The 26,074-nt window shown below is 70.7% G+C and carries 8 protein-coding genes and 1 pseudogene; all 9 read right to left on the reverse strand.

The annotated features are described in order from the left end of the window. Positions 1 to 2,590 (reverse strand): annotated as a pseudogene (locus tag ASC93_RS32770) (polyketide synthase); the annotation flags it as partial. Between the two features lie 9 nt (positions 2,591 to 2,599). Then, positions 2,600 to 3,853 carry a hypothetical protein gene (locus ASC93_RS08875; RefSeq protein WP_056440193.1) on the reverse strand — a complete coding sequence of 418 codons (1,254 nt, stop codon included), beginning with the start codon at positions 3,851 to 3,853 and terminating at the stop codon, positions 2,600 to 2,602. 32 nt (positions 3,854 to 3,885) lie between these two features. Beyond that, the gene (locus tag ASC93_RS08880) at positions 3,886 to 4,551 is read right to left on the reverse strand and encodes a DUF2306 domain-containing protein (RefSeq protein ID WP_056440195.1); all 666 of its coding nucleotides are present in this window, start codon (positions 4,549 to 4,551) and stop codon (positions 3,886 to 3,888) included. 22 nt (positions 4,552 to 4,573) lie between these two features. Continuing rightward, a complete protein-coding gene (locus ASC93_RS08885) occupies positions 4,574 to 15,643 on the reverse strand; it encodes an SDR family NAD(P)-dependent oxidoreductase (RefSeq protein ID WP_056440198.1) in 11,070 nt (3,689 codons plus the stop codon). Between the two features lie 63 nt (positions 15,644 to 15,706). Next, positions 15,707 to 16,450, reverse strand: coding sequence for a hypothetical protein (locus ASC93_RS08890; RefSeq protein ID WP_056440200.1), 744 nt, complete (start codon positions 16,448 to 16,450; stop codon positions 15,707 to 15,709). A gap of 34 nt (positions 16,451 to 16,484) precedes the next feature. Then, a complete protein-coding gene (locus ASC93_RS08895) occupies positions 16,485 to 17,186 on the reverse strand; it encodes a hypothetical protein (RefSeq protein WP_056440202.1) in 702 nt (233 codons plus the stop codon). Between the two features lie 35 nt (positions 17,187 to 17,221). After that, positions 17,222 to 18,520 (reverse strand): FAD-dependent oxidoreductase, encoded by a 1,299-nt coding sequence (locus ASC93_RS08900; RefSeq protein WP_162251825.1) that lies wholly within the window; start codon positions 18,518 to 18,520, stop codon positions 17,222 to 17,224. Positions 18,521 to 18,532: 12 nt separating this feature from the next. Beyond that, positions 18,533 to 19,486 (reverse strand): NAD-dependent epimerase/dehydratase family protein, encoded by a 954-nt coding sequence (locus tag ASC93_RS08905; RefSeq protein ID WP_056440207.1) that lies wholly within the window; start codon positions 19,484 to 19,486, stop codon positions 18,533 to 18,535. Then, entirely contained in the window at positions 19,476 to 25,856 is a 6,381-nt protein-coding gene (locus ASC93_RS08910; protein WP_056440208.1) for a thioester reductase domain-containing protein, read from the reverse strand. The genes ASC93_RS08905 and ASC93_RS08910 overlap by 11 nt, the downstream gene beginning before the upstream one ends. Positions 25,857 to 26,074: the final 218 nt, after the last annotated feature.

A 26,074-nucleotide genomic window follows, 5' to 3' on the forward strand; every position in this document is an offset into this window, starting at 1 on the left:
GCGTGCCGGCGCCGGGGCGCGAAGGCTTGCGGTCGCGCCACGACGTGAGCCTGGGCCGCGCCTGCGGCGGCAGCGCATGGACAGGCGCCTGGGGCGCTGGCGCGGGCGCCGGCACGACCGCCGGCTGTGGCGCCGCGACCTGCGGCGCCGGCGCATCCGTCGCCGCGACGGCCTCGCCGATGTAGGCCGCAAGCTGGTTCACCGTCGGATGGCTGTAGACCTTGGTCGCCTGGATCGACGTCTTGTACGTCTCGTTGATCCGGCGCATCCAGGTGACGCCGGTGATCGAATCGAGGCCGAGGTCGACGAACGCGGTGTCCGGGTCGATGTCCTTGGCCTGCATGTGCAGCTCCTGCGCCAGCAACTGCCGGATGGTGGCGCCGATGTCGGCGGGGGCTTGGGTGGGCTGTGGAATATCCATGGGATTGAAGTTCGCTTGGATCTGTTGGAGCGTGCCGGCGTGGCCGACGAAGGTCTGCTCGTGCATGGCAATCTCTTGCGCGGTGTTGCGCTCCATGCGTTCCGCGATGGCGCGGTTCAGGCAGCGCTTGAGCGCGACCAGGCTGGCGCGCGGATGGGCGGCCACCTTGCGCGCCAGCGCCATGGCGGCATCGAAGACGGCGGCGCGCGGGTGGACGGGCAGGCGCAGGCCGCGTGCCTTCAATTCGCTGCCCGAGCTTTCGCGCGCCGTGAACAGGCTTTCGAGACCGATGTCGCGCCCCAGCTTGTCCGGCACGATGAGCGTCGCGCCGGCGCCGGGCGTGAAGCCGTAGCCCATGTACGGGTTCAGGTATTTGCTTTCTTCCGAGAGCAGCACGAAGTCGGCGAACAGGCCGAGCGACAGGCCGCCGCCGATGCCATGCCCCTGCAGCGCGGCGATGACCGGGATCTCGCAGGCCAGCGCCAGCAGGTAGGTCTGCTGGTCGGTGAACCTGGCGCTGCCCTGCTGGATCGCCTGCAGCGCCTCCCGCGTGCCGCCGGAGGCGAAGTAGCGGTCGTGGCCGACCAGCACCACGGCCTTGTAGTCCGGGTTCTGGCCGATATGCCGGAACACGTCGTCCATGCCGCGCACGAACTCGGGGGAGAACAGGTTTTTCGCGTCGCGGTCTTCCATGCGCACGACCACGATGCCGTCGTCGTCGACCGTGGCGCGGATCACCGCGGAGCCGGCCGGCAGCGGGCCGGCCGGCAACCGACTGGCCTGCATGTCCGGCGCGCACGCCGCCGGTGCGTCGTTGCCGGCAGCGTGGATCAGGCGCCGCAGCAGCACGGTCCCCGGCGGCCACGCGGCCCAGCGGCCGGCCAGCGCGACCGCGTGCGCCAGGACCTCGTCCCGCGCGGCGACCGGCATCGGGCCGATGTGGCGCGCCAGTTCGGCGCCGCTGTACTCACCGCCCGCCATGGCGATGTCGCGGCCGGCCTGGTCGCCGAACCGGGCGGACAGTACGCGGGCCGCCAGCGCGGCCCAGCCGGCATCCCGCGGCAGGCCGGATACGCCATGGCTGTCCTCCCGCGCGCACACCGCGCCGTCGCAGAACAGGCTGACCAGCCATGCCTTGCCGCTGGCGCCGGCGCGCGGCACCGCGACGACGGGCAGCGCCGATTCGCGCAGCATCGCGTGGAAGCGCAGTGCCGCTTCGACGGTAAGTCCGGTGCCGGGCGCCGGGAGAAAATCGTCGCATGCGCTGTCCAGGACGAGCGCGCGCGCCGCGACGCGCCCGGTTGCGGCGCCGTCGTTGAGCTGTCCGAACAGCGCGCCCAGTTCGTCCAGCACGGCCTGCCCGCCCGCATCGGGATCGACGCTGACGTGCAGCACATCCGCGGCCGGCATGGCGAGCCGCAGGTGCCGGGCCGGGAACACGATCTCCGCGCGGCCGCGATCGGGCGTTTCCGCCGGCATCGGCACCGGCACCGCGCCAAGCGCATCGGCCAGCGCGCGCAAAGGCTGGGCAAGATGCCGTTTGAGCAGCCGCAGGCTGTCGCGGGACTTGTCGGCCAGCCGCTGCGCCAGTTCGTGCGCATGGGACTCGACCTCGCCCTGCGGCAGGAACGCGCAGGTCCAGCCCTGCGCCTGGAGCTGCGCGCCGGTCGCGCCGGTGTCGCAATACAGGAAGTCGGTCGCGCAGGCGCGGCCGAACCGCGCGCTGAACAGGCTGTCCTCGGCAGGAGCGGGATACAGGCCCGCTTCGGGTTGCGTGTAGCGGTACACGGCGTCGCGGTTGCAGACCATGAAGTCGCACAGCGCGCCGGCCAGCAGGCCCGGGCCGCCAGCGGCACCGGCCATGGCCGCGATCACCGGGACGGGAAACGCGGCGATGGCGGCGAACAGCCCTTCGGCGACCGCGTCGTTGACGTGGTCCCTGCCGCCATCCAGGAACGCTTGCGCGCTGCCTTCGAGGACCAGCACCCTGGCGGTGCCGGCGCGCTCGATCTCGCCCATGGCGCCGGCCAGCGCGGCGGCGAGGCGTCGGGTCAGGACGTTGGCGCCATCGGCGGCGCCGATGCGGATGGCGCAGACGCCGTTGCCGCGGTCGTGAACGGTGACCGCGGGCGCGGCGCCGTGCGTGGGAGACAGGTCGATCGGTGTCATGGCGGGACTCTACGGTTCAAGAGACGCGGGCTGCTCGGAAATCGACTCGCGCGACTTCATCGCGAGATATTTCTCGTACAGGTCGATGTATTGGCGGAACCGCGGGTTGTCCCATTTGAAGCCGGTGAGCCGTTCGTCCAGCTCCGCCGAGTTCTGCTGCTCCTTGGTGAAGACGCGCGCGCGGCGCAGCAGGTCTTCCGGCACGCCCGGCTGGTCCAGCTTCAGGCCCAGGCTGTACGGCTCGAGCTTGCCGAAGTGGTGGGTGGAATGCTGGTTGATCAGCTGGACGCTGGTCGGCACGTGCGGATAGACGCCGGGGATGAACTGGTGGCCGTCGATGTCGACCTTGACGTCGAAGCAGTGGATCAGGAACGTGGTCACCGGGTTGTAGAAGATGCCCGGTCCGCCCATCGTGTGGCGCAGCACGCCTTCCAGGTAGCCGTTGCCGGACACGCCGATCAAGCCGCTCGGGATGGCGTCGTGATGGGGGCCGTGCAGGTACAGGAATTCGAGTTCCGAGTGGTGCGCGAGCCAGTGGTCGCGGTAGAACCACAGGTTGACCACCTTGAGGAAGCGCGAGTGGATGTAGAACCCGAGCGGCACCGTCAGCGGCAGCAGGACGAGCGAGAAGTTGAAGTACGTGATGGCCAGATACCAGGGCGCGAGCAGCAGGATGTGCGTCAGCAGGCCGGTGCAATAGGCGTGGACGATCTCGATGGCGATGCTCGGCTGCCGCGCCAGCGCCGCCTTCCAGCTGGTCTCCATCAGGAACGCGCGCACATGCGCCTTCTCGCGCAGGTGGGCCACGAGGATCGCGCTGCGGTAGACCGTCAGCACGGCGAGGTGCGTGTAGAACAGGCCGAAGGCGATGCGGCGCATCAGCGCCGTGTGGTGCGGCAGGCCGGGCGTACGCCAGATCACGTAGTTCTCGACGAGCAGCGCGGCCGCGGCGACGATCCAGGCCAGCCGCATGTTCCGCAGCTTGTAGACGACCATGTAGAGCGCGTCCTGCGGCCGCCGCGCGATCTTCGGCACGGCCAGCTCCCAGCCGTGCCGGACCCGGAACGCCCAGACCATCCAGGCGCACAGGCCGAGCGTGATCCAGGCCAGCGGATGGCGCGGGCCGAAGGCGCAGGCGGCGACGAGCCAGACCAGCGCGGTCATCAGGAGATAGTCAGGGAAGTCGTCGCCGCGGTACACGAGGCGCGACGTCCTGGTCCCATACAGTTTGTGGAATGTGGCCGGATCGGCTTCATTGTTCATGTCTTTTTCTCTTTCGTGGACACTGGTTGCGGTTACCGGGTGCGTTGCGATTCGGGGACAGCTGTGCGCCGTGCGACGGGCGCGCCGTGGCGGCGGATGATCCATTCGGCGAGCGCGAGGTTGATCGCCCAGCCCGCGCCCAGCAGCAGCGCGCGGGCGAGCGTCCCCGGCTTGCCGGCCAACAGGAGCCACGGGATGTGCACCACCACCTGGGTGCCTGCGCCCATGCCGATCGCGTAGCCGCGGGTCATCCAGGCGCGGTGGCCGGCGACGTCGCGGCGCCGGATCGCCGTGAACCCGAGCACCATGCACGCCGCCATCGCGACGCCGAACACCAGCCGGAATGCGTCGAGGAGCGCGCCGTCGCCGTCGACGCGGGGAAAGAACACGGTCATCCACAGGCCCGAGAGCGCGGCCAGCAGGCCGAACGCCGTGAGCGCCCGTCCCGCCGCGCGGTGCCAGCCGGGCCGGCGGCGCCGGACGGTCGCGACGAACTGGAACGCGCCCACGATGCCGAACGTGCTCGCGCACAGCAGGTGCAGCACCGTCGGCGCCGGCGCCGCCAGGAAGCGCGCGTTGTCCGCCGTGACCGCGGCCCCCGTGCCGAGTTCCAGCAGCCGCCGCACGCTGGCCGCGAACGGTATCGCGTTGAGGGCGAGCAGCGCGGCCGGCAGCAGCCAGTCAGCTTTGTTTTTCATCGAGGTTTCCTTCGCGCGGACATCAGTCCATGGCGAGCGATATCTGCGGCGGCTGCGCCGGCGCGGCCGGCGGGAACCCGGCCGCGGCCGGTGCGGCCAGCACGATGCCGCCGTCCGCCGCGGCCGCGGCCGCGGGCGATACTGCCGCTGCCACGGGCGCGGGCGCGGACGCCGCGTCTGCATAGCCAAGGCCGCGCATCTGCACGCAGACCCTGCCCTCCCGGTCGCACAGGTCGACATCCACACTGGCGCTCGCGGGCCCGCCGGCGCGGCGCACCCACGCCGCCATCCCCGCGCCGCAGGCCCCCAGGATGCGCAGCGATTCGAGCGCCGCCGGCAGCACCGGCTCGATGCCCGGCCCGAGCAGCCCGGCGGCGGCCCGCAGCGCGGCGTCCAGCACGGCCGGATGCAGGACCAGGCCCGCGTGCGCCGCGTCCGGGTCGTCCGCGAGGTCGGCGGGCAGCGCCAGCTCGGCCAGCAACTCACCCGCGCCGAGATGCAGGCCCGGCGACTGTTCGCGCATCCGCGCCTTCAGCCGCGCCAGGTCGACCGGCGCCGGCGCCGCCGCTGCGGCGAACAGCGCCTGCCCCTGGCAGTGGATGATCTCGTCCATGCCGGCACCCGCGCTGTAGATTTCGTAGCCCAGCCGGTCGTCGTCCTGCGCGAACAAGGCGACGAACAGTTGCCGGCCCGGTTCGACCGTCATCGGCTCGGCCCAGGCGACATCGAACAATTCCATCGCCTGCTGCGCACGGATCGATTCCGGCACGGGCGTGCGCGCGTCGTCGACGGCGGCGCGCGCCATCTCGAGGTACACGAGCGGCGGCACCACGCGCACGGCGCCGAGCTGCGCCACGAAGAACTCGCTGCCGCCGACGTCCGAGCGGTAGCGCTGCTGGCGGATGTCCGATACGTTGCGATGCAGGAGCGGATGCAGCACGTCCGGTTTGGACCGGCCGGCCGCGCCGGCCGGCACGCGCACGGCGTCGGTCCGCGCGCGCCAGTAGCGCTCCTGCGCGAACGGATAGACCGGCAGGCCGATGCGCCGTGGCCGGCCGCCCCGGTGGAGCGGGCTCCAGTCGACGGTGACGCCCGCGATCCAGGCCTGGGCGAGCGCCGCCGGGGTCTCGTCCGCCGCCGGACCGGCAGTCTCGTGGCCGCGCTTCACCCGCCCGCGCCACGCGCATCCGTTCTCGGCGTCGCCGCGCAGGCACGCCTCGAGGCGCTCCTCGAGCTCCGCGGGCGACGCGGCCAGGACGGCCATGCGCTCTTCCATCGCCTCGCGGCCCACCTGCAGCGTGTAGGCCAGCGCGGCGAGGTCGGGCCCGGCGCGCCGGACGAAGCCGAGCAGGTCGCGCGCCTTGTGGGCGAGCTGCTCCGCCGTGCGGGCGGACAGCGGGACGACGACCTGGCCCGGCGCCGGCGCCGGGGCCGGGGCGTGCGGCGCCACGTACTCCTGCACGACGAGGTGTGCGTTCGCGCCGCCCGCGCCGAACGACGAGATGCCGGCGATGCGCGGGACCTCCCGCTGCACGCCGCCGGCATCGCGGCGCGGCCGCTGCCAGTCCTGCAGGCTGCGCTGGAGCCGGAACGGCGTCTGCGCGAAGTCGATCTCGTGGTTGCTCACCTCCGCGTGCAGCGACGGCGCCAGCTGCCGGTGCTTCAACTGCAGCAGCACCTTGGTCAGGGCGGCGATGCCGGCGGCCGACTCGCAGTGCCCGATGTTCGACTTGAGCGAGCCGATCGCGCAGAACTGCCGCTCGTGCGTGGCACGCTCGAAGGCGCGCGCCAGGCCGGCGATCTCGATCGGGTCGCCCAGCGCGGTGCCGGTGCCGTGCGCCTCGATATAGCTGACGTCCGCCGCATCGACTCCCGCGCGCTCCAGCGCCTTGGCCACGACCGCGGCCTGGGCGACCGGATTGGGCACCGTGTAGCCGTTGGTCCGGCCGCCGGCATTGACGGCGCTGGCCTTGATGACGCCGTAGATATGGTCGCCGTCCCGTTCCGCCTGCGCGAGCGGCTTGAGGACGACCGCGCCCACCCCTTCGGCATCGACGAAGCCGTCGGCGCCGGCGCCGAACGACTTGCACGCGCGTCCCTCCGACAGCATGGTGAGCGACGACAGTTCCAGGTAGTGGACCGGATCGATGATGAGATTCACGCCGCCGGCGATCGCGCATTCGGACAGGCCGCTGTACAGGCTCTCGAGCGCCAGGTGGATCGCCGTCAGCGACGACGAACATGCGGTGTCGACCGCCATCGAAGGGCCCTGGAAATTCAGCGCGAACGACACCCGGTTCGCGATCGAGTAGTACAGCGGCTGCGCGTTGTAGCGGGCATTCATCACGCCGGCGAACACGCCGACCTTGTCGACGGCGCCCAGCGTGTCGGGCGTGTAGCCGGCGTCTTCGATCGCGTGGTAGCAGGTTTCCAGGAACAGCCGCTCCTGCGGGTCCATCAGCTTGGCTTCCTTCGGCGAGATCCTGAAGAACAGCGGGTCGAAGCAATCGATGTCGCGCAGGAAGCCGCCCCAGCGTGTATAGGTCTTGCCGGGCCGGCCCTTCTCCGGATCGAACCAGTCGCGCCAGTCCCAGCGCTCGGCCGGGATCTCGGTCACGCAGTTGCGGCCGTCGGCCAGGTTGCGCCAGAACGCGTCGAGGTCGGGCGCCTGCGGATAGCGCCCGCTGACGCCGATGATCGCCACGTCGACGATGCCGCCCGCCGCCACGGGCTGCGCGGCCGCCGGCCGGGCCGTGCGGATCGGACCGATGGCGGCATGCGCGGCGGCCGTGGCGGGCGCCGGCGCGGGCGCGGCGCCGAACAGCGCATCCACGTGCTCGCGCTTGTGCGCCAGCAGGTGGTCGGCCAGGGCCGCGATGTTCCGCACCTCGAAGAACAGCGTGCTCGTGATGCCCGGGAAGGCCTTGCGCAGCTGGTTGGTCAGGCCGACGACCAGGATCGAATCGAGGCCGAAGTCGGTGAGCGGGCGGCCCGGCGCGACCTGCGCGGCGTCCATCTTCAGGGTCCTGGCGACCACGCCCTGCAGGTAGGCGACGCATTGCTCGCGCAGCGATGCGGCGGCGGGCACGGCGCCCGTCGAGGCGGGCGCCGGCACCGGCGCCGCCACGGCCGCGGCGCCGGCAGCGGCGGGCGGCAAGGCCGCGATGGACTGCCGTACCTGCCCGTCGCTGCTGGCGGCGATGACCTGCTGGCCCAGTTCGTGCACGTCGGCGGCCAGGAACGCGACCGCCTCGAACCCTTCCTGCTCCAGCGCGGCCTGCCAGTTTTCCGGCGCCAGCGCGGGACTGCCCGCAAGGCGCAGCGCCTCGTCCTCGTACAGCCACCAGCCTTCCAGCAGGCCGAAGGTCAGGTGGCTGAACAGCGACCAGCCGCACATTTCGTTGATGAGCAGGACGCCGCCGCGCTTCAGCAGGGCCTTGGCGTTGCGCAGGGTCGCGCGGATGTCGCGGGTCGCGTGCAGCACGTTCGTGGCGAGCACGAAGTCGTAGCTGTCCGGCGCCGGCACCTGCCCCGCGAGCGGCTGCGACACGTCGAACAGCGCCGTGCGCAGGCCCGGAAGCCGCGGCCGGTAGTGTTCCTCGGCGTGCATCAGGAACGCCTTCGACAGGTCGGTATAGCAGTATTCGTCGATCGAGGCGGCAAAGCGTTCGAGGGCGGGGAGGATGCGCGCCGTCGTGCCGCCGGTGCCGGCGCCGATCTCCAGGATCCGGATGCGCGCGCCCTTGTCGGCCTGGAGCCGGCGCTCGATGCCGGCGCACAGCGCGGCGCCCAGCACGTCGTTGGCATGGTCGGCCAGCGCATGGCCCTTGTAGACGCCTTCCACCAGGGCCATCGACGAGTCGGGGAACATGACGTCGGTGGCGCGGCGGCGGCCCGTCAGGATGTCCGGCAGCGCGCGCAGGCAGGTCTCCAGCAACGCCACCTGCGCGCGCAGGTTCGGGTTGACCAGCCAGCCCCGCTTGCCGACCTCCCATGCGGCCCATGCCTCGTCGAGCGGCATGACGCGGCATGCATGCTCGCGCACGTACTGCGCGCTCGCCGCGAGCCAGCGGCCGTCCACGCCCGTCACGGGCTGCGGGCCGAGGCTCGCCAGCGTGGACGCGAGGATGTCGGCGGCCAGCGCGCGCGTCCGCTCGCCCGGCAGGTCCTGCCGCAGTTGCGCGGCCGGACGCGCGGCGAACGCCGCCCGCACGGCGTGCGCCACCTGCGGCAACAGGGCCGCGTCATGCCCGGGGTAGCAGGCCACGGTCTCCGCCAGCGCGATGGTGTCGAGCACGTCCGGCGCGAGCGTCTTGACCACGGCCATCTGCGGCATTGCGGCGCCGACGAACCGCTGCAGCGCGTCCATCGCCTCGGGAGCCTCGATCGACGCGATCCCCATCTGCTCCATGCGCCGGTTGTAGAACGCGCCGCTGACCGCCCCGACGTTGCCCCAGTAGCCCCAGTTCATCACCTTGACCGGGTAAGGACGGCTCTGCGCGACGGCGCGCGCGAAGCTGTCCTTGAACGTGCAGCCGGCGGCATAATTCGATTGCCCGGCGCCGGTGGTGAACGAAATGAGCGACGAGAAGAACAGCATGCAGTCGAGGTCCAGGCCGCCGAAGACCTCGTCGAGATTCACGCTGACGTCCAGCTTGGCCGACAGGCTCGCCCGGAACGTCGATTCGTCCATCAGCGCGGCGCTCTGGTCCTGCAGGTCGATGGCCGAATGCACGACGCCGTGGATCGCCGGGCAGGCCTGCAGGATCCGGTCGCGCGCGGCGCGCAGCGCGTCCGGGTCCGCGGCGTCGGCGGACAGATAGACCGGCGCCGTCCCGCAGCGGCCGAGCGTTTCGATGGCCGCGCCAATCGCGGCGTCGAGCGGGCGGCGGCCGATCCATACCAGCCGCGCGTCGTAGTGCTCGATCATGAAGCGGCTCCACGCCTGGCCGATGCCGCCCGCGCCGCCGATCACCACATACACGCCGCGCTGGCGGTAAGGCGCCGGCGGCTGCGGCAGCGCGGCCACGCGCGCCAGGCCCTGCCGGAACCACTCGCCGCCGCGCCAGGCCAGCACGCCTTGCCGGTCGTCGCCTGCGCCGGCCCAGGCCAGGCACTGGCCGGCGGCAGGCAAGCCGCGGCCGTCGACATCGAGCACGCCGATGTCCCAGTCCTGGTATTCGTTCGCGAGGCTGCCTGCCAGGCCAATCACGCCCGCGTGGGCCGGCGCGATGCGGTCGCCCGGCGCGGCCGCGTGCGTGCCGCGCACCACGAGCGTCCAGCGCAGCTTCCTGTGCCCGTAGTCCAGCGCGAGCAAGGCCTTGGCGAGCCGGAAGACCGCCAGCACGCCGGCCTCCTGCGCCGCCGCGATGCCGTCCGCGCCGGGTTCCACGACGGACGCGACCCACAGCAGGTGGTCGAACGATGCCCCGTCCAGCTGCGCGGCGAGCGTCTCGATGGCGGCATGTGCGGACAGGTCCAGCCGGCGCGCGTGGGGGTACGACGCGCGCACCCAATCGAACGCGGCGTCGTCGCCGCCCGCCAGCAGCACCTTTGCCGTCGCGGCGGACGCCGGCGGCGTCACGCGGTTCCACACCGGCGCCAGGCCGTGCAACTGCGCCGGCGCGGCGGCCGCGCGCGGTACACCCTCCGCGTCCTGGATGCGCGACGTGAACCCGTGCATCTGGACGCAGATATTCCCGTTCCGGTCGACGAGGTCGACGTCGAACCTGACGACGCCGGGGCCGTCCGCCGCGCCGGGTGCGCGCCGCAGCCAGGCGAACATCGCGCCGCTGCATGGTGCGAAGACGCGCAGCGTGTCCAGCGCAAACGGCAGGAACGGCTGGCGCGACCGGCGAACCGCGTCGTCCATCAGGCCCATGGAGGCTTGCAGCGCGCCGTCCATCAGGCTCGGATGCAGGCAGTAGCGGCCCGCGTCATGCTCGACGACAGCGGGCAGCCGGAGTTCGGCCAGCAGCTGGCTGCGACCGCGCCAGATCCGCTCGACCGCGCGGTGCGCGGCGCCGAAGTCCACGCCCATGCCGCGGAAGTCGTCGTAGATGCCCGCGCCCTCCTCGCCGCCTTCGTTCAGCGCGGCCTTCAGCGCTTCCAGGTCGATGCGAGCGCCTGGCGCGGCCGGCACGAACGCGGCCTGGCCCTGGCAATGCAGCACCTGCGCGCCGCCGCCGCGGACTTCGAACTCGATCTGCCCGTCCGCCTGCCCCGGATGCAGCGCGATGCCGACTTCGTGCGCGCCGCTCACCGCCAGCGGCTGCGGCCAGGCCGTGTCGCGCAGCTCCAGCACCATGCCCTGCGCCGGCTCGCCCGCGGCCAGCACCAGCGCGGCCCTTGCCATTTCGAGGTAGGCCACGGCCGGGAGAATCTTCTCGCCCCGCACCTGGTGGTCGCGCAGGAACGGCTCGTCGCCGTGGAAGACGGAACGGTAGCGCTGGCAGTTGAAGTCGGACGTGTTGGCGTGCACCAGCGGGTGCAGGACGGTGGCGCCGGCCGCGCGTGCGGGTGCGGTGTCGACGATGGCATCGACCCACAGCCGGTTCTTCTCGAACGGATAGGTGGGCAGCGCCATGCGCGCCGGGTGCGACGTCCCGTACAGCTTGGCCCAATCGATGTCGATGCCGCGCGCCCACAGTTCGGCGAGGTTGGCCAGCTTGCGGCGCGCGATCCATTTTTCCAGCGTGTCGCGGAAGTCCTCGTCGCCGCCGAACAGGTGCAGGCCGTCGCCGCCGTCCGTCGCCTGGCCCTCGTACAGCTCGACGATGCCCGTGCCGCCGTCGAGCCAGGCCTCGAGCTTGTGCGCCAGCTCGCCGGTCGAACCGGCCAGGATGGCAAGACGCGACGCCATCGCTTCGCGCCCCGCCTGCAGCGTGTAGGCCAGCGCGGCCAGGTCGGGCGGCTGGTCCGCGGCCTGGATGAAGCGCAGCAGGTCGCGCGCGCGCTGCCTGGTCTGGGCGGCGCTGCGCGCGGACAGCACGACGACGGCCTTGCCGTCGCCCGGCGCGGCGGCGGCCGCGTCGCCGGCCTGGTATTCCTGCACCAGCACATGCGCGTTCGCGCCGGCGGCGCCGAACGACGAGATGCCGGCCACGCGCCGGCCCGCCGCGGGCGCATCCCATGCGCCGAGGCGGGTATTGACGCGGAACGGGGTCTGCCCGAACGCGATGTTCGGGTTGAGCACGTCCGCGTGCAGGCTGGGCGCCACCTGCCGGTGCTTCATCTGCAGCAGCACCTTGGTCAGGCCGGCGATGCCGGCGGCGGCCTCCAGGTGGCCGATATTCGATTTGGCCGAGCCGATCCTGCACGCGCCCGGCGCGCCGCCGTCCGCCGCGAACGCCTGCTGCAGCCCGGCGATCTCGATCGGATCGCCGAGCTCCGTGCCGGTGCCGTGCGCCTCGATGTAGCCGATGTCCGCGGCCTTGATGCCGGCCTTGTCGATCGCCGCGCGGATCAGTTCCGCCTGCGACCTGGGGCTCGGCACCGTGTAGCCGTTGGTCCTGCCGCCGTGGTTCACGTGCGTGGCCAGGATCACGCCGTGGATGGGGTCCTTGTCGGCGATCGCGCGCGACAAGGGTTTGAGCAGCACGGTGCCCACGCCCTCGCCCGGCACGAAGCCGTTGCTGCCGACGCCGAAGCTGCGGCAGGCGCCGTCGCGCGACAGCATCCGGTGCGACGACAGCCATTTGTACGTGTACGGATGCAGGTACAGGTTCACGCCGCCGGCGAACGCGACCTCGCATTCGCCGCGCCGGATATGCTCGCAGGCCTCGTGGATCGCAACGAGGGACGAGGAGCACATGGTATCGACCGGCATGCTCGGCCCGGTGACGTCGAGGAAGTACGACACGCGGTTGGCGGCGGAGCTGAACGAGGTATAGGGCAGGAACGGCTCGCCCGCATGCGGCGCATGCATCGCGTACAGGTTGTAGCCCGGCTTGGTGATGCCCGCGAAGACACCCACGCGCCGGCCGTACCTGTGTTTCAGGTCGGCGCGGGTATGGCCGGCGTCCTCCAGCGCGCGCCAGCACTCCTGCAGGAACAGGCGCTCCTGCGGGTCCATGTTCATGGCCTCGCGCGGCGAGATGTTGAAGAACAGCGGATCGAAATCGGCGAACTGCTCGATGAAGCCGCCCCACTTGCTGTAGCTCTTGCCCTCCTCGACCGCGCGTTCCACGTCGGGCTCGTAGAAGCCGTCGAGCGCCCAGCGGTCGGCGGGAATCTCGCCGATGCAGTCGCGCCCGGCCTGCAGGTTGGCCCAGAACTGATCCAGGTCGGCCGCCTGCGGGTAGACGCCGCTGATGCCGATGATCGCGATCGGTTCCTGCGCGCCGGCGGCGGGCGCAGGCGCCGGCGCCGGGACGGCCTGCGCCAGGCTGGCCGCGACCGGCGCGGCGGCCTCCTGCGCCGCCATGCCCGTCCACGCGGCGCATTCGGCCGGATACGCCTTGACGAAATGGTCCGTGACCTCGGCCAGCGTCTTGAATTCGAAGAACAGGGTCTTGGCGATGTCGCCGAAGACCCGGGCCAGCGCGAGATTGAGGTTGCCGATGATGATGGAGTCGATGCCGTACACCATCAGCTCTTCGTCGACGTCGATCTTCGCCGCGGCGCGCCGGGTCGTCTCGGCGAACAGCTGGCGCATCCGCTCGAGCGTCGCCTCCCTGAGCCGGCCCGCGTCGAGCGCCGGCTGCGCACGGCGCGCCGCGTGCACCCGCGCGGTCAGCGGCGCGGCCGCCGCCATCGCCCCGATCTTGTCGCCGTCGCCTTCCAGCACCATCGCCTGCCCGCATTTGGCCGCCAGGCTCTCGTGGAAGATGCGCAGGCCGGTCGCCGTCGACAGCGGCAACAGGCCGGTGGTGCGGTGCAGGCTCGCGAGGACGGCCGGGCCGACCGCCATCCCGCCATCCTGCCACAGCGGCCAGTTCAGCGCGAGGGTCCGGCCGCGGCGCTCCTTGCCGTCCACCAGGCGGTTGCGGTGGGCGGCAAATTGGTCCATGAACCCGTTGGCCGCCGCATAGTCGGCCTGCCCCGCGTTGCCGAACACGCTGGCGGCCGACGAGAACAGCACGAACCATTCGAGGCCCGCGTCCCGCGTGGCCTCGTCGAGGTTGAGCGTGCCGTGCACCTTCGGCGCCAGCACCTGCAGGAACTCGGCGGCACTCTTGTTCAGGACGAGGTTGTCGCGGGCCATGCCGGCGCAGTGCAGCACGCCGTTGAGCTGCCCGTATTCGGCCACGATGCCGGCCACGAGGCGCGCGACCTGCTCGTGGTCCTCGAGGTCCACCTCGCGATAGACCACCGCGGCGCCCTCCGGCCGGGCGGCCTGCCGCGCCAGTTGCGCGAGCCGCTGCGCCTTGTCGCCCGCCGGTGCCGCGCGGCCGGTGAGGATGACCCTGGCCCGCGGCGCGCGCGCGAGGATCTCGCGGGCGAACAGGACACCGAGTCCGCCGAGGCCTCCCGTGACCAGGTACACGCCGTCGTCCCGAAACGCGATGCACGGGTCCGGCGCGGCCGCGTCGCGGGCGACGGTCCGCCAGCGCAGCACGTGGCGCGCGCCGCGCACATACATGACCACCGCATTGTCGAGCCGTTCGCGCTCGAAGCGCAGGCGCTCGGCCAGCGTGGCCGGCGCGCGGCCGTTGGTGAGGATCACCTGGCCGATGAACTGCGGGTTCTCGTCGGACGCGCTCTTGAGCAGTCCGGACAGGCCGGCCAGCAGCGCCGGTTCCGGATGGTTGGGCACGACGAGCTGCAGCAGGACCCGTTCGCGCGGGTGCGCGGCGAGGATGGCCTTCACCTTCTCGAAACAGGCCAGCGCATAGGCGGTATAGCGTTCGCCGATGCCGGACGGCGGCGCCTGCAGCAGGTGCGCGCAATGGGCGCCGCGCACCAGCGCCGCGAGGTGCTCGGCGCTGACGTCGGCCATCTCGCACAGCATCACGTGATGCTCGCCCACCGGCAGGGCCGGCGCGGTGCCGTTGCAGGTCGTCGCCGGCGCCGGCTCCCAGACGGGATTGACGAACAGGTGCGTGGGAGCGTCGCACGGCGCGGGCGCCGCGGCGGGCGTCGCCGGCGGCGCGATGTCCCGCACCGCGCCGGCGTCCTCCGCCGTCTCCTCGATCCAGTGGCGCTCGCGCGCGAACGGATAGGTCGGCACGCTGATCCGGCGGCCGGCGGCGCGCACGCTGCGCCAGTCGATGTCGCTGCCGGCCGCCCACAGCTCGCCCAGCTGCGCCCAGTCCGCGCGGGCGCAGGCATCGAGCACCCGCTGCTGCCCGGCCTCGGCCTGCGCCGCGCCCGGCCTGGCCGCGCCCGACCAGGTGCCGGCGGCGGCGTCCTGCACGAGCCAGCGCTGCAGCTTGTGCCGCAGGTCGTCCAGCCCGGACACGAGGATCGCGAGGCGCGCCTTCATCGGCGTGCGCGCCGCCTGCCAGGTGTGGATGGCGTCCGCCAGCGTGATCCCGGGCGGCGGCGCTTCCAGCCACTGCGCGACCCGGGCCGCGTAGGCCTCCAGGCGCTCCCGGTTGGCGGCGGACAGCACGAACAGGTGATGCTCGGCGGCGTAGGACACCAGCGTGTCGGGCCCGGGATTGCCCACATCGTCCGTCCGGTAGCCGGGCACGGTGCGGACGACGTCGGCGCCGTGCGCCACGTGCCAGGCCAGGGTCGCCTCGTCGACGACGCCGACCACTTGCGTCACGTCCGGCGCGCGCCGGCAGGCGTCGAGCAGCGCGGCAAGGAGCGCGTCGGCGGCGCCGTCCGGTGCTTGCGGATCGGCGTTCAGCGCCAGCACCTGCACCACCGTGCCCGCGGCCTTGTGCAACTGGTGCACGTCGGCCGCGCTGCGCCCCGCCAGCGCGTCCACGCCGGCGATGCGCTGGCTGTAGAGCACCCCCATCACCCGGCCGCCGTGTTCGACGACGAACTGGCCTTCCGGGCATTTTTTCAGGCGCGCACGGATCTGCTGGCGCGAGGCCCGGCCGGGCTGCGCGCACAGCGCCTCCAGCTCGTACAGACGGGGCAGATCGTTATCGGTGGCCTGGCGCGCCACGTAATCGTTGTTGATCGAGACACTCATGCTTCTGTCCTTGCGAAACTGAGGGATGCGCCGACGGCGCGCGTGCGGATTCAAAACGGGACGTCAGTTGCGGGCCAGCTTGCGGTCGTCGTGCAGTTCGGTGATGAACGCGGGCCTGCCGTTGCGGTACTTGTCCTTCTTGAGCATGGCGCGCATCTTCGCCGACTCGTCGTGCGCCACGCCCGGCATCACCAGGTTCTGCACGATGTAGGGCAGGCCCAGGTCCATTTCGGACAGCAGCTGCAGGTCGACGCCGCCGGAGGCCAGCGGCGTGAGCGTGAAGTTGTCGCTCAGGTGCACGACGCGCGGGATGCCCGGATCGGCGGCGCGCTTGTTCGGCGCCGCATAGACGTTGATGTTGACCTTCTTCGTGACCGGGTCCTGCACGTATTCGTTCACGATCATCACGTCCAGCTTGCCGAAGGGTTTCAGGTCCAGCTTGTAGGTGTCGTAGGCGTAGAACATCGGATCGGCCGTCACCTGCTCCAGCCGGTGGATATCGGACGCGCCCACGTCGTAGCCGGTATTCAGGTCGCTCATGTAATACACGATGTCGGACAGCTTCGAGTCCAGGTGCATCTCGACCTTGTATTTCAACAGGCTGTAGCCGGGCGTCTTCATGCTCGACACGCGGATGCCGTCGGTGTCGCTGACCAGCTTCCACCGGCTCGACCCCGAATCGACCCACGCGACGTGGGCGACGGCCAGGACGGCGACGATGCCGAGCACCCATTTGCCGCCACGCCTGGCCCGCCGGGCGAGCCGGCCCTGTTCCCTGCCCTTGCCTTTTGCGCTTGCATCGTTCATTTCCGGTTTTCCCCTGTGAATGGGCCGCGGCGGCTTACAGTTCCTGCACCGAGACCAGGCTGACCTTCTGGTATTTGTCCTTCAACACGAGCTTGCGCTGGTCGCGGATGCCCTGGAACATAAACTGCGGCATCGCCAGGTTCGCCAGCGGATAGAACAGGCCCATGTCCACGTCGCCCGTGACTTCCCACTGCACCATGCCGTCCGGCAGGGGCGTCAGGCGGAACATATTGTTCAGGTGCGTGACGCGCGTGGTGCCGGGCGTCGGCGGAATCCTGCTGGGCGCAGCCTGCACGTTGATCAGCACCTCCTTCGTCTTCGGGTCCTGTGCGTAGTTCAGCAGGCACACCAGTTCCTTGGTGCCGAAGGGCGGCGGCATCGGCTGCTCGACCTTGAAGTAGGCGCGGTACACGGACGGCTTTTCGATGCGGTCGAAAATGCGGAAGTGCTTGCCGCCGAAGTCGTCGTTGGTCGACTCGTCGCCGCGGAACAGGAACACCGAACTCGCCAGGCTGGTTTTCACCCGCGTGGTGGCCCGGAACTTGAGCAGCGTGGCGCCGGGTTCCTTCAGCGTGAAGACCTGGACGCCGTCCTCGTCGCGGACCTGCCGCCATTGTCCCGAGCCGGAGGCCTTCCACGCAACATGGGCGATGCATCCGAGCGCGAGCAGCGCCAACGCGCCCGGCACGAACCATCTGCGTACTGCCCTGAACAGCTTTCCCAATATCGTTTTCATCGCTTTTCGTTCTCCTGATCGATTGGATTCGGGGCTCATGCCGTGACCTCGCCGGACGGCGCCGGCGCGGTTGCGGGCTGCGCCTGCAGCGACAGCGCCAGGTGGTTCGCCAGCCGCCTCGCGAGGCACACCAGCATGACCAGCGGCGTGATTCTCACGTCCGGCATCAGCGACTGGTCGCACACGTACAGGTCGGGGATGCGGGTCTGCAGGTCGTGGTCGAGGTGTTCGCCGACCCAGAGCACGCCGCCGGGCGTGCCGGCCACATACCTGGAGCGGAAGATGCGGCGGGCGCCGGCGTGCTCCAGGATCTTGCGGGCGATGCCTTCGGCCGCCTTCAGCTTGTCCAGTTCCGCGGGCGCCAGGCGTTTGTGGTAGCTGCCGTCGGCGTCGATGCGGCCGCCCGGCGCATCGTTCAGCGCCACGGCGACCGACACCGTGCCGGCATGCGAGAACAGGCGCGTCAGCTTCAGGTTCGACAGCATGAAGAGCTTGAACAGGGACGCCGTCATCGCGCCGTCGCCCAGGGTGACGCCGTTCCCCAGGTCGCATTCCGTCATCCCGAGGAAGGCGTCGCGGCCGGCCAGGCCCGGCACGCTGCCGAACATCATGAACGCGGGCTTGCAGAAGAAGCCGCGGCTGCCGACGTTGTCGATGCCGGCGTCGATCAAGAGCTTGGGCGTGGCCGGGGAGCCCGCGCACAGCACGATCTTCTTGCCGTAGGCCTTGCGCACGGTCCCGCCCTGCCGGTATTCGACGCCGACCGCGCGCCCGTCCTCGACGATCACCTTGGCGACCTTTGCCCGGGCGGCCAGCACCGCGCCGTTGGCGAGCGCTTCCTCGATGAACGCCGTGGCCTTCCACTTGGCCTCGTACGAATAGCGCCCGTCCGGGCACTTCGACGTATCGAGCAGCATCGGGTGCGTCTTCATCGGATAGCCCAGCGCGCGCGCGCTGTCGCGCACGGCGACCGACTGCGGCGGCAGGAATGCGTCCGAGACCTCGACGACCGGCAGCTCGCGGCGCACTTCGTCCAGCTCGCGCGCGAGGTCGATGCCCAGCTTGTCGAAGGTGTCGGCGGTGGGCAGCTTGCAGACGCCGAAGTAGATGCTGGTGGCGCCGCCGACGGTGTACGCCGTCGTCGCCTTCAGGCCCTCGGCCACGGGGAACTCCCGGGCGATCGCGGCGATGGCGGAAAGCGTTTCCGCCATGGGGCGGTCGGCCCCGCGTTCGAGCAGCAGCACCTTCAGGCTGCGCCGGCTCAGGTCCCGGGCCAGCGTGGCGCCGCTGGCGCCCGAGCCCACGACGATGACGTCGAATTCGTTGTTGTCCATGGCGTCCATGTCCTACAGCTCCCTGTTCTTGATCCAGGCGATCGTGTCGTGCAGCGTCTCCTCGATCGGCCTGGGCTGCCATCCCAGCTCGGTCCTGATCCGGCTGTCCGAATAGCGGTAGGCCTGGCCGACCAGCTCCACCGGCATGCCGGCCTTCTCGGCGAGCGCCCGCGCCTCGTCGAGCGTGAGCGTGCGCTGCGGCACCAGCATCTCGGGATCGAGCGCGGCCACGGCGTCGACCAGGTCCTGCACGTGCGTCCCGGTGACGAGGTAGCGGCCGCGCGCGTCAGGCGTCTCGTAGGCGAGGATGTGGGCCTCGGCCACGTCGCGCACGTCGACCGCGCAGATCTGCAGCGGCACACGGAACGGCACCTGGTTGTTCACCAGCGCGCCGATGTTGACGGTGCTCGGCGTGTGCTTGTAGAAGTTCGGCCCGAGGATGATGCCGGGGCACAGGGCGACCAGATCCAGGCCGTGCTCCCCGGCGTAGGTCCACGCCGCCTGTTCGCTCTCCAGCTTCGAGCGGCAGTACGGATCGGCCGGATCGGCCCAGTCCTCTTCGGTCAGGGGCTGGTCCGCGCTGCCGCCGAAGCCGACGGCGGCGATACTGCTGGTCATGACCACGCGCGGCACCCCGAGTTCGCGCGCCAGCCGCAGCACGGTCTGGCTGCCTTCCGTATTGTTGGCCACGATGCCGTGTCCGTGCCCCTGCTCGTCGTAGTGGTAGAGCGCGGCGACCTGGAACACGCCGGCTACGCCGTCCATCGCGGCGCGGACGGCCGCATCGTCGCGGATGTCGGCCTGGTGGACCTCCACCGGGTAGCCGTCGAAGATGCCGAAGCCCGCGGCCTCCGCGGGATTGCGCACCGTGACCCGGACCTCGTATCCCCGCTCGCACAAGCGCTTGGCGAGGGTGTTGCCGACATGGCCGTTGCCGCCGGTGACCAGAACTTTGTTACGCTTCACTGACGTCCTCCAGTGGTGTTTCGGTGTCGGCGACCGGCGCGGCCTGGGCCGCCTGGTCCCGTTTCTGATAATCGTAGATGCGCGCCAGGAACCCGCAGTCGGCGCGGTTCCACCAGCTGAAGTAACCGTCCAGCAGCGACGGCCAGTCGGGCAAGGCGAGGCCGAGGAACTGGAGCGAGCGCCTGAAATTGTCTTGCGCGAACGGGAACAGCACGGCGAAGTAGCCATCCATGATCTTGCGCTTGCGTACCGATCCTTCCGCGTCGCGCAGCACGCATTCGAGGACGAACCCGTGCACCGGATTGACCGATTCGACGTACCGGACGAAGTCGTAGCAGCGGGCCAGGTATTGCTCGCGCGTGACCGGCGCGAATTGGAGCCCGCTGGCCTGCGCGCGCCGGTACAGGTTGGCGAAGCTGTACGGCTTGAGGTGGGTGGCGTGCACGATGCGGTTCCACAGCGGCGGCGCGTTGCCGGTGCCGACGATGAGGCGCGCCGCGAAGTCGACCGGCACCATGTCCAGCACGTCGCTCGCGATCTTTTCGCGGCAGCCGATGGCGAGCCGCATCTGCAGCAGGCGGTGCAGCATGTCGTCGGTCTGTCCGATGCCGGTGCGGCTCGACCCGGACAGCTCGCCGAAGCGATAGATCACGTACGGCAGGCCGGCGCCGGCGGCGCGCTCGAGGAAGGTCTCCTGCACCCATTTCGACTGGCCGTAGCCGCCGTACACCGCGGCGCCGTCGGCGATGAACGCCTCCTGCTCGAACACGGAGAATTCGGCGCCGGCCTTGTGGAAGCAGGCCGCGGTGCTCGACACGAACTGGACCAGCTTGAGGCGCCCGCTGAACGCCAGCCGGACGATTTCCTTCATCCCTTCGGTCGACGCACGGAAGGTCGCGTAACCCTCGATATGGTTCACGTGGGCCGACGCGTGCACGATCTGGTCGACGTCGAGCGCGCAGCGCGCCCAATCGTCCGGCGCGAGGCCCAGGGCCGGCCGGTTGATGTCGCCGCACAGCACGTCGATGCGGCCCGCGTCGAGCGCCAGCTCGTATTTCCCGGCCTGGCGGCGGAGGCGTTCGAGGCCGTGTGCCGGGTCCTGCGCGCGCACCAGGCAGAGCACGCGCAGCGCCGGGCTGCTGGCCAGGAATTCGGACAGCACGTGGATGCCGAGGAAACCGGTGGCGCCGGTCAGCAGCACGCAGCGGGGCATGCCCTCGTACACGGGCGCGATATCCGCGCCGGGCGCCGGCAATGCCGATGCGGCGTCGTCGACATGCGATGCGATGGCCGGCGCTTGCGCATGCTCCCGCGCGACGGGCGCCGCGCCATCGGCCGCCAGCCGCGCCACGGTCATCGCGTCGAACGCCGTGCCGTACCTGCGGCACAACGACGCCGCCAGCGTGTCCAGCGTCGTGCACTCGAAAAAAACGGTGGGCGAGAACGCCGGATCGAGGCGCTGCTTGAACGCCTGCGTCATCTGCGCCATGTCCAGCGAGGTGACCCCGGTCTCCATCAGGTGCGCGTCGGGACTCACCTGCGCGATGGGCACCCCGAGCTGCCCGGCGAACGCCTGGCGCACGAACAACAGCGCCTTCGCGCCGGCGTCCAGCTCCAGGCGCCCGCCGCCGGACGGCAAAGCGTCGCCGGCGGCGGCAAACAAGTATTCCTCCGCCTGCCGCGCCGCGATGGCCTGCACCGGCTCCGTGGGCGGCTGCGGCGCCGGCACCGGCACCAGGGAATGCGCGGCCGGCTGGCGCGCCGTGATCCAGTAGCGCTCGCGCGCGAACGGATAGGTCGGCAGCGACACGCGCCTGCCGCCATGGCCGATGTCCACGCCCTGCCAGTCGCCGATCACGCCGTCGCTCCACAGCTTCGCGAGGCGGCGCGGATCGCGGCTCTGCACCAGCAGGTTGACGAAATCCTGCCTTTCGCGCGCGTCGAGCAGGCCCGTGACGGCGCTGGCGTTCTTCACGTGGCCGGGCATGACGTCGTCGTCGGCCTCGCCCGCGAGGAAGGCCGCGAGCCTGGCCGCCAGCGCGGCCGTCGAGCCGGCGACGACGGCCAGCCGGTGGTCGAAGCATTTGCGGCCGAACCGCAGGGTGTACGAGACGTCGTCGAGGTCCGGCGCGTCGGCGCGCGTCACGCATGCGCGCAGGCGCTGCGCCGCGAGCCTGAGCTGCTCGCCGCTGCGTGCCGACAGCGGAAAGATCCGCTCGCCCTGCCCCGTCGCGGCGCGCGGCGCGGGTTCGAACGCTTCCACGATCACGTGCGCATTGGTCCCGCCGATGCCGATGGTGCTGATCCCGGCGCGCAGCGGATGGCGGATGCCGTCGACGTCCTTCGGCTGCCACTCCGCCGCGCGCTGCTGCACGTGGAACGGCGAGTTCGCGAAGTCGACGTTCCCGTTCAACGCGGACGAATGCAGCGACGGCACCAGCGTGCGGTGCTTCATCTGCAGCAGGATCTTGTGCAGACCCGCGATGCCGGACGCGGCTTCCAGATGGCCGATATTCGTCTTCACCGAGCCGAGCGCGCATTGCTGCCGGCCGGCGCCGTGGCGGCCGAACGCGTCGATGAGGGCCGCCATCTCGATCGAATCGCCGAGGTCCGTGCCGGTGGCATGGCCTTCGACGTAGCCGATGGTGCGCGCGTCGATGCGGCCCTGCTCCAGCGCCCTCGCAATCAGGGCCGCCTGCGGGCGCGGGTTGGGAACGGTGTAGGCGCTGGTCCGGCCGCTGTGCGTCACCACCGCGCTCTTGATCACGCCGTGGATCTGGTCGCCGTCGGCGATGGCCTGCGCCAGGGGCTTGAGCAGGACCGCGCCGACGCCTTCGCCCGACACATAGCCGTTGGCGCCCTGGCCGAACGAGCGGCAGACGCCGTCCGGCGACAGCGATCCGCCGCTGGCGTTGATGTCGAATTTGCTCTGGTGGAGGTCGAGGTTGACGCCGCCGGCGATCGCGGCGACGCATTCGCCGCTGGCGATGGCGTCGCACGCCAGCTTGATCGCCGTGAGGCTGGCGGCGCAGGCGGTGTCGAGGGTCAGGCTCGGGCCGGACAGGTTCATCCAGTACGACACGCGGTTGGCGATACTCCACAGGAAGGCGCTCGGATTGACGTCCCGGCCCTGGGCCTTTTCTTCCTGGCCGATCATCTGGTACGACGACCACACTGCGCCGACGAACACGCCGACGTCGCGCGTCCCGTCAGGTCCGCCCAGCAGCTCCGGATAGTAGCCGGCATCCTCGACGGCCTCGTAGGCCACTTCCAGGAACTGGCGCTCGTGCGGGTCCATGATCTCGGCATCGCGCTGCGAAATGCCGAAGAACGGCGCGTCGAAGCAGTCGACGCCGTCGATGAAGCCGCCGCGGTAGCGCCGCGTGAACGCGTTGTGGGCACGCTGCGCCAGGCGCTGTTCGGGGATGGCCTCGATGCAGTCGGCGCCGCCGAGCAGGTTGTCCCACAGTTGCGCGAGGTCGCCCGCTTTCGGATACCGGCCGGCCATGCCGACGATGGCGATGTCGCGGGCGGCGGCACGCGGCGCCTGGCGCGGCTGCGGCACCGGTTCGGCCGCGGGCGCGTCCGCGGGTGCCGGCGGCTCGGCCACGAGCGCGCCGGACGCGGCCCGGTAGCCGTTCAGCCGCAATGCGGCGTGGATGTCGCCGGTGCCGCCGGCCGCATCGATGTCGGGGATATTCCGTTTCGCGGCGAAGGCGGCGACGATGCGCTGCGCGAGGTCGTCGGCCTGCTCGCGCTTGAGCCCGAGGGGAATCGCGAGCCGCACCATGCCACCGAGCGCGCCGTGTTGCTGCATGCCGGCGTTGTGCCCGGCGGCGCGGATGCCGGTGGCCACGTACAGCCAGGCGAGGAAGGAAGCGACCGGGTGCGCCAGGGCCTGGAATTCGGGGATGCGTTTCACGTCGACCAGCACGCAATGCGCGCCGGCCGGCTGCGCGACCGGCACGCCGGCGGTGTGCAGCGTCGTCCACACCTGCCCCGCCACGTCCTGCCGGCGGCGCGACTGCGCCTCGATGAAGTCGCGGTCGCGCAGCGCCAGCGCGAGGCGCTTGCGGTCGAGCGCCGGCAGGCCGCATCCTTCTTCCTGCGCGGCCGCCTGGAGCCGCGCGTACAGCGCCGGATCATTGGTCGCGATCAGGCCGCCGCGATTGACGCAGAAATTCTTGGGCAGGCTGGCGACGACGGCATCCGCCTGCGCCAGGATGGCGCGCACGACCTGCCACAGCGGCTGGCCCCCGCATTCCGGTTCGTGGGCGATGAGGGCGTGCGCGTTGTCCAGCACGCGGGTCGCGTCGAGGACCAGGGGGATCGCATAGTCGGCCAGCATCGTCCTGACCTGTTTCAGATGGCCCAGGGCGGCCGGACAGCCGCCGGCCGCGTTGTTGCCCACTTCGATGCACACCATGGCGACCTGCGCGGCGTCGCGCTCGAGCAGCTGCGCCAGCGCGGCGAGATCGAGGCCGCCCTTGGACGGCGCCGGCGCATCCGGCTGGAACACGGCGGGATCCGGCATTTCCTGCGGCGTGAAGCCCTGGTCGATCTGGTGGAACAGCGTGGTCGGGAACAGCAGGTTCTGCGGCACCAGGCCCTTCTTCGGCCACGCGCGGTAGAACACGCGCTCGGCGCTGCGGCCGGACGTCGTCAGCACGACGTGCGCGAACGGGAATACCTCCTGCAGCTCCCGCTCGCCGGCGGGCGCGTGCTGCAATTGCGCGTTCAGGTGCCCGAGCTGGTTGTCGATGGCGGGCATCTGCAGCTGCGCCCACGAATCCGTCTTGAGGTCGAAGTCGACCTCCTTGTGCGGGAGGTTGAGCGGGTTGAAGCCGGACCGCGCGAGCACGAACGAGCGGGCTTCGTGTTCGATGCCGACGATCCCCCCGGCCGCCTGCGCGCTCGCGGGCGCGGGCGCCACGGACGCGCGGACGCGCTGGTGCTCTTCGTCCGAGGTCTGCATCTTCATCGGATCGGCGATCATCATGATGACGTCGATGACGTTGTGCGGGTCGCATTGTCCGACCGGCCGGCACAGGTAGATCGCCCTGGTCTCGGGGCGGAACTTGTTCTTGAATTGCAAATTGCCTTCGTCGTTGAAGATGTTCTGCATGCGCAGCTCGTCCAGGATCTTGTCGACCTCCGGATCGGCATTCGCCGAATTCTCCAGCTTGCAGCCGTAGGTGCCGCCCAGGCTCAGGACGTGGCACCCTTCCGCGACCAGCGCGCGCACGATGTTCACGATCGCGAATTCGAGGCCTCCGAGCGGCATGTCCTTGTGATAGAACTCGAGGTCCATCAGGTAGCCGTTCAGTTCCGCGCACAGTGGCGAGACCAGGATGACGTTCTGCAGCACGTCATCCAGCCAGGTGAGGAAGATGCGGTGTTCCGGGTCCAGGGTGCCGGCCAGGATCTCGTCCCTGACGATGTGGATCAGGGGGTTGACCATCGTGCGCCCGGCGCACCAGCTGTCGATCATGGCGGCGATGCCGCGGGCGGTCTCCGGGCAGGCACCGCAGCGGAATTCGTCGGTACGGCCGGTGCCGGCCTTCTGGAATTTCGAGACCTGGTAACGCAGCCGCCGCATCGCGTTGCCGTCGAGCGTGAAGCCAGGCAGGTCGACGACGCGCTGCAGGACGCCGAACGGCGTGGACGAAAACGCCACGCCGCCGATCGACGCCAGCTCGTCGGCCGCGAGCAGGTTCAGCTCCAGGCGGTGCCGGGCGCAGTGCTCGTAAAGCTCCCTGGCGGCCGGCTCGAAATAATCGGCGGGGCCGGTGTAGCCGTAGGCGAGGATGATGTTGCGGCTGCGGCTGTAATGGAAATAACCCTTGCGCGCGCTGCCGATGAACAGGTTGGGCGCGATGTTGCGCGTGCCGCGCGACACCGAGCCGTCGTTCTTGTAACGGTCGAACAGCGCCTTGACCAGCGGTCCCAGTTCGGGGTCGGCATGCGCGTCCTTCTCGGGCAGGAGGATCGGCTGCGCCGGCGCGGCGGCGGCTGCGGCGGCGGCCGGCTGCGCGACGATGCGGGGCGCGGCAGCCGGCGTGACGGCCGCATGGCGGGTCGCCGCGGCGCCCTCGCCCGCCAGCTTGGCCGCCATCGTCGCCGCGTGCCTGTCGACGAAGTAGCGGGCCAGGTCGTTGATGTTGAAATTCTCGAACAGCAGGGTCTTGGGGAGCGTGCCGAAATCCGCTTCCAGCGCCTTGACGATCTTCAGCACGCGGAACGAGTCGATACCGAGCTCGCCGAACGGTGCGAAGGAATCGAACTCGGCGCCCACCGTGCCCGCCGCCTCGGATATCAGGGACTTGAGGTACGTCTCGGTGAACGCTGACAGCCGGTCCTGATCGGTCATGATGTGGTCTCGCTGGAACGGACGATGGCCGCGGCCGGCGCCGTTCTTGGGTTGTCTTGGGAGGGGAATGGCCTGTCGCCGCGGTGCGGACAGGCTCCGCCGTGTGACGTCACCAGCCGGTGCGTCAAACGTGAACTGAAGCTCGCTGCCGCCGGAAGGTCTGCAGCGTCACCACTTTAGCGTGCCATCAATACACGGAGAACTACACGAACGTGTAG

It is taken from the genome of Massilia sp. Root335 (genome assembly GCF_001425685.1).
GTDB classification, from domain to species: domain Bacteria; phylum Pseudomonadota; class Gammaproteobacteria; order Burkholderiales; family Burkholderiaceae_D; genus Telluria; species Telluria luteola.

What these genes read in the sequence shown, in the direction of transcription:
- ASC93_RS08875 (WP_056440193.1), bottom strand. Translation starts at nt 3,853, where the DNA reads ATGAACAATGAAGCCGATCCGGCCACATTCCACAAACTGTATGGGACC.
- ASC93_RS08880 (WP_056440195.1), bottom strand. Translation starts at nt 4,551, where the DNA reads ATGAAAAACAAAGCTGACTGGCTGCTGCCGGCCGCGCTGCTCGCCCTC.
- ASC93_RS08885 (WP_056440198.1), bottom strand. Translation starts at nt 15,643, where the DNA reads ATGAGTGTCTCGATCAACAACGATTACGTGGCGCGCCAGGCCACCGAT.
- ASC93_RS08890 (WP_056440200.1), bottom strand. Translation starts at nt 16,450, where the DNA reads ATGAACGATGCAAGCGCAAAAGGCAAGGGCAGGGAACAGGGCCGGCTC.
- ASC93_RS08895 (WP_056440202.1), bottom strand. Translation starts at nt 17,186, where the DNA reads ATGAAAACGATATTGGGAAAGCTGTTCAGGGCAGTACGCAGATGGTTC.
- ASC93_RS08900 (WP_162251825.1), bottom strand. Translation starts at nt 18,520, where the DNA reads ATGGACAACAACGAATTCGACGTCATCGTCGTGGGCTCGGGCGCCAGC.
- ASC93_RS08910 (WP_056440208.1), bottom strand. Translation starts at nt 25,856, where the DNA reads ATGACCGATCAGGACCGGCTGTCAGCGTTCACCGAGACGTACCTCAAG.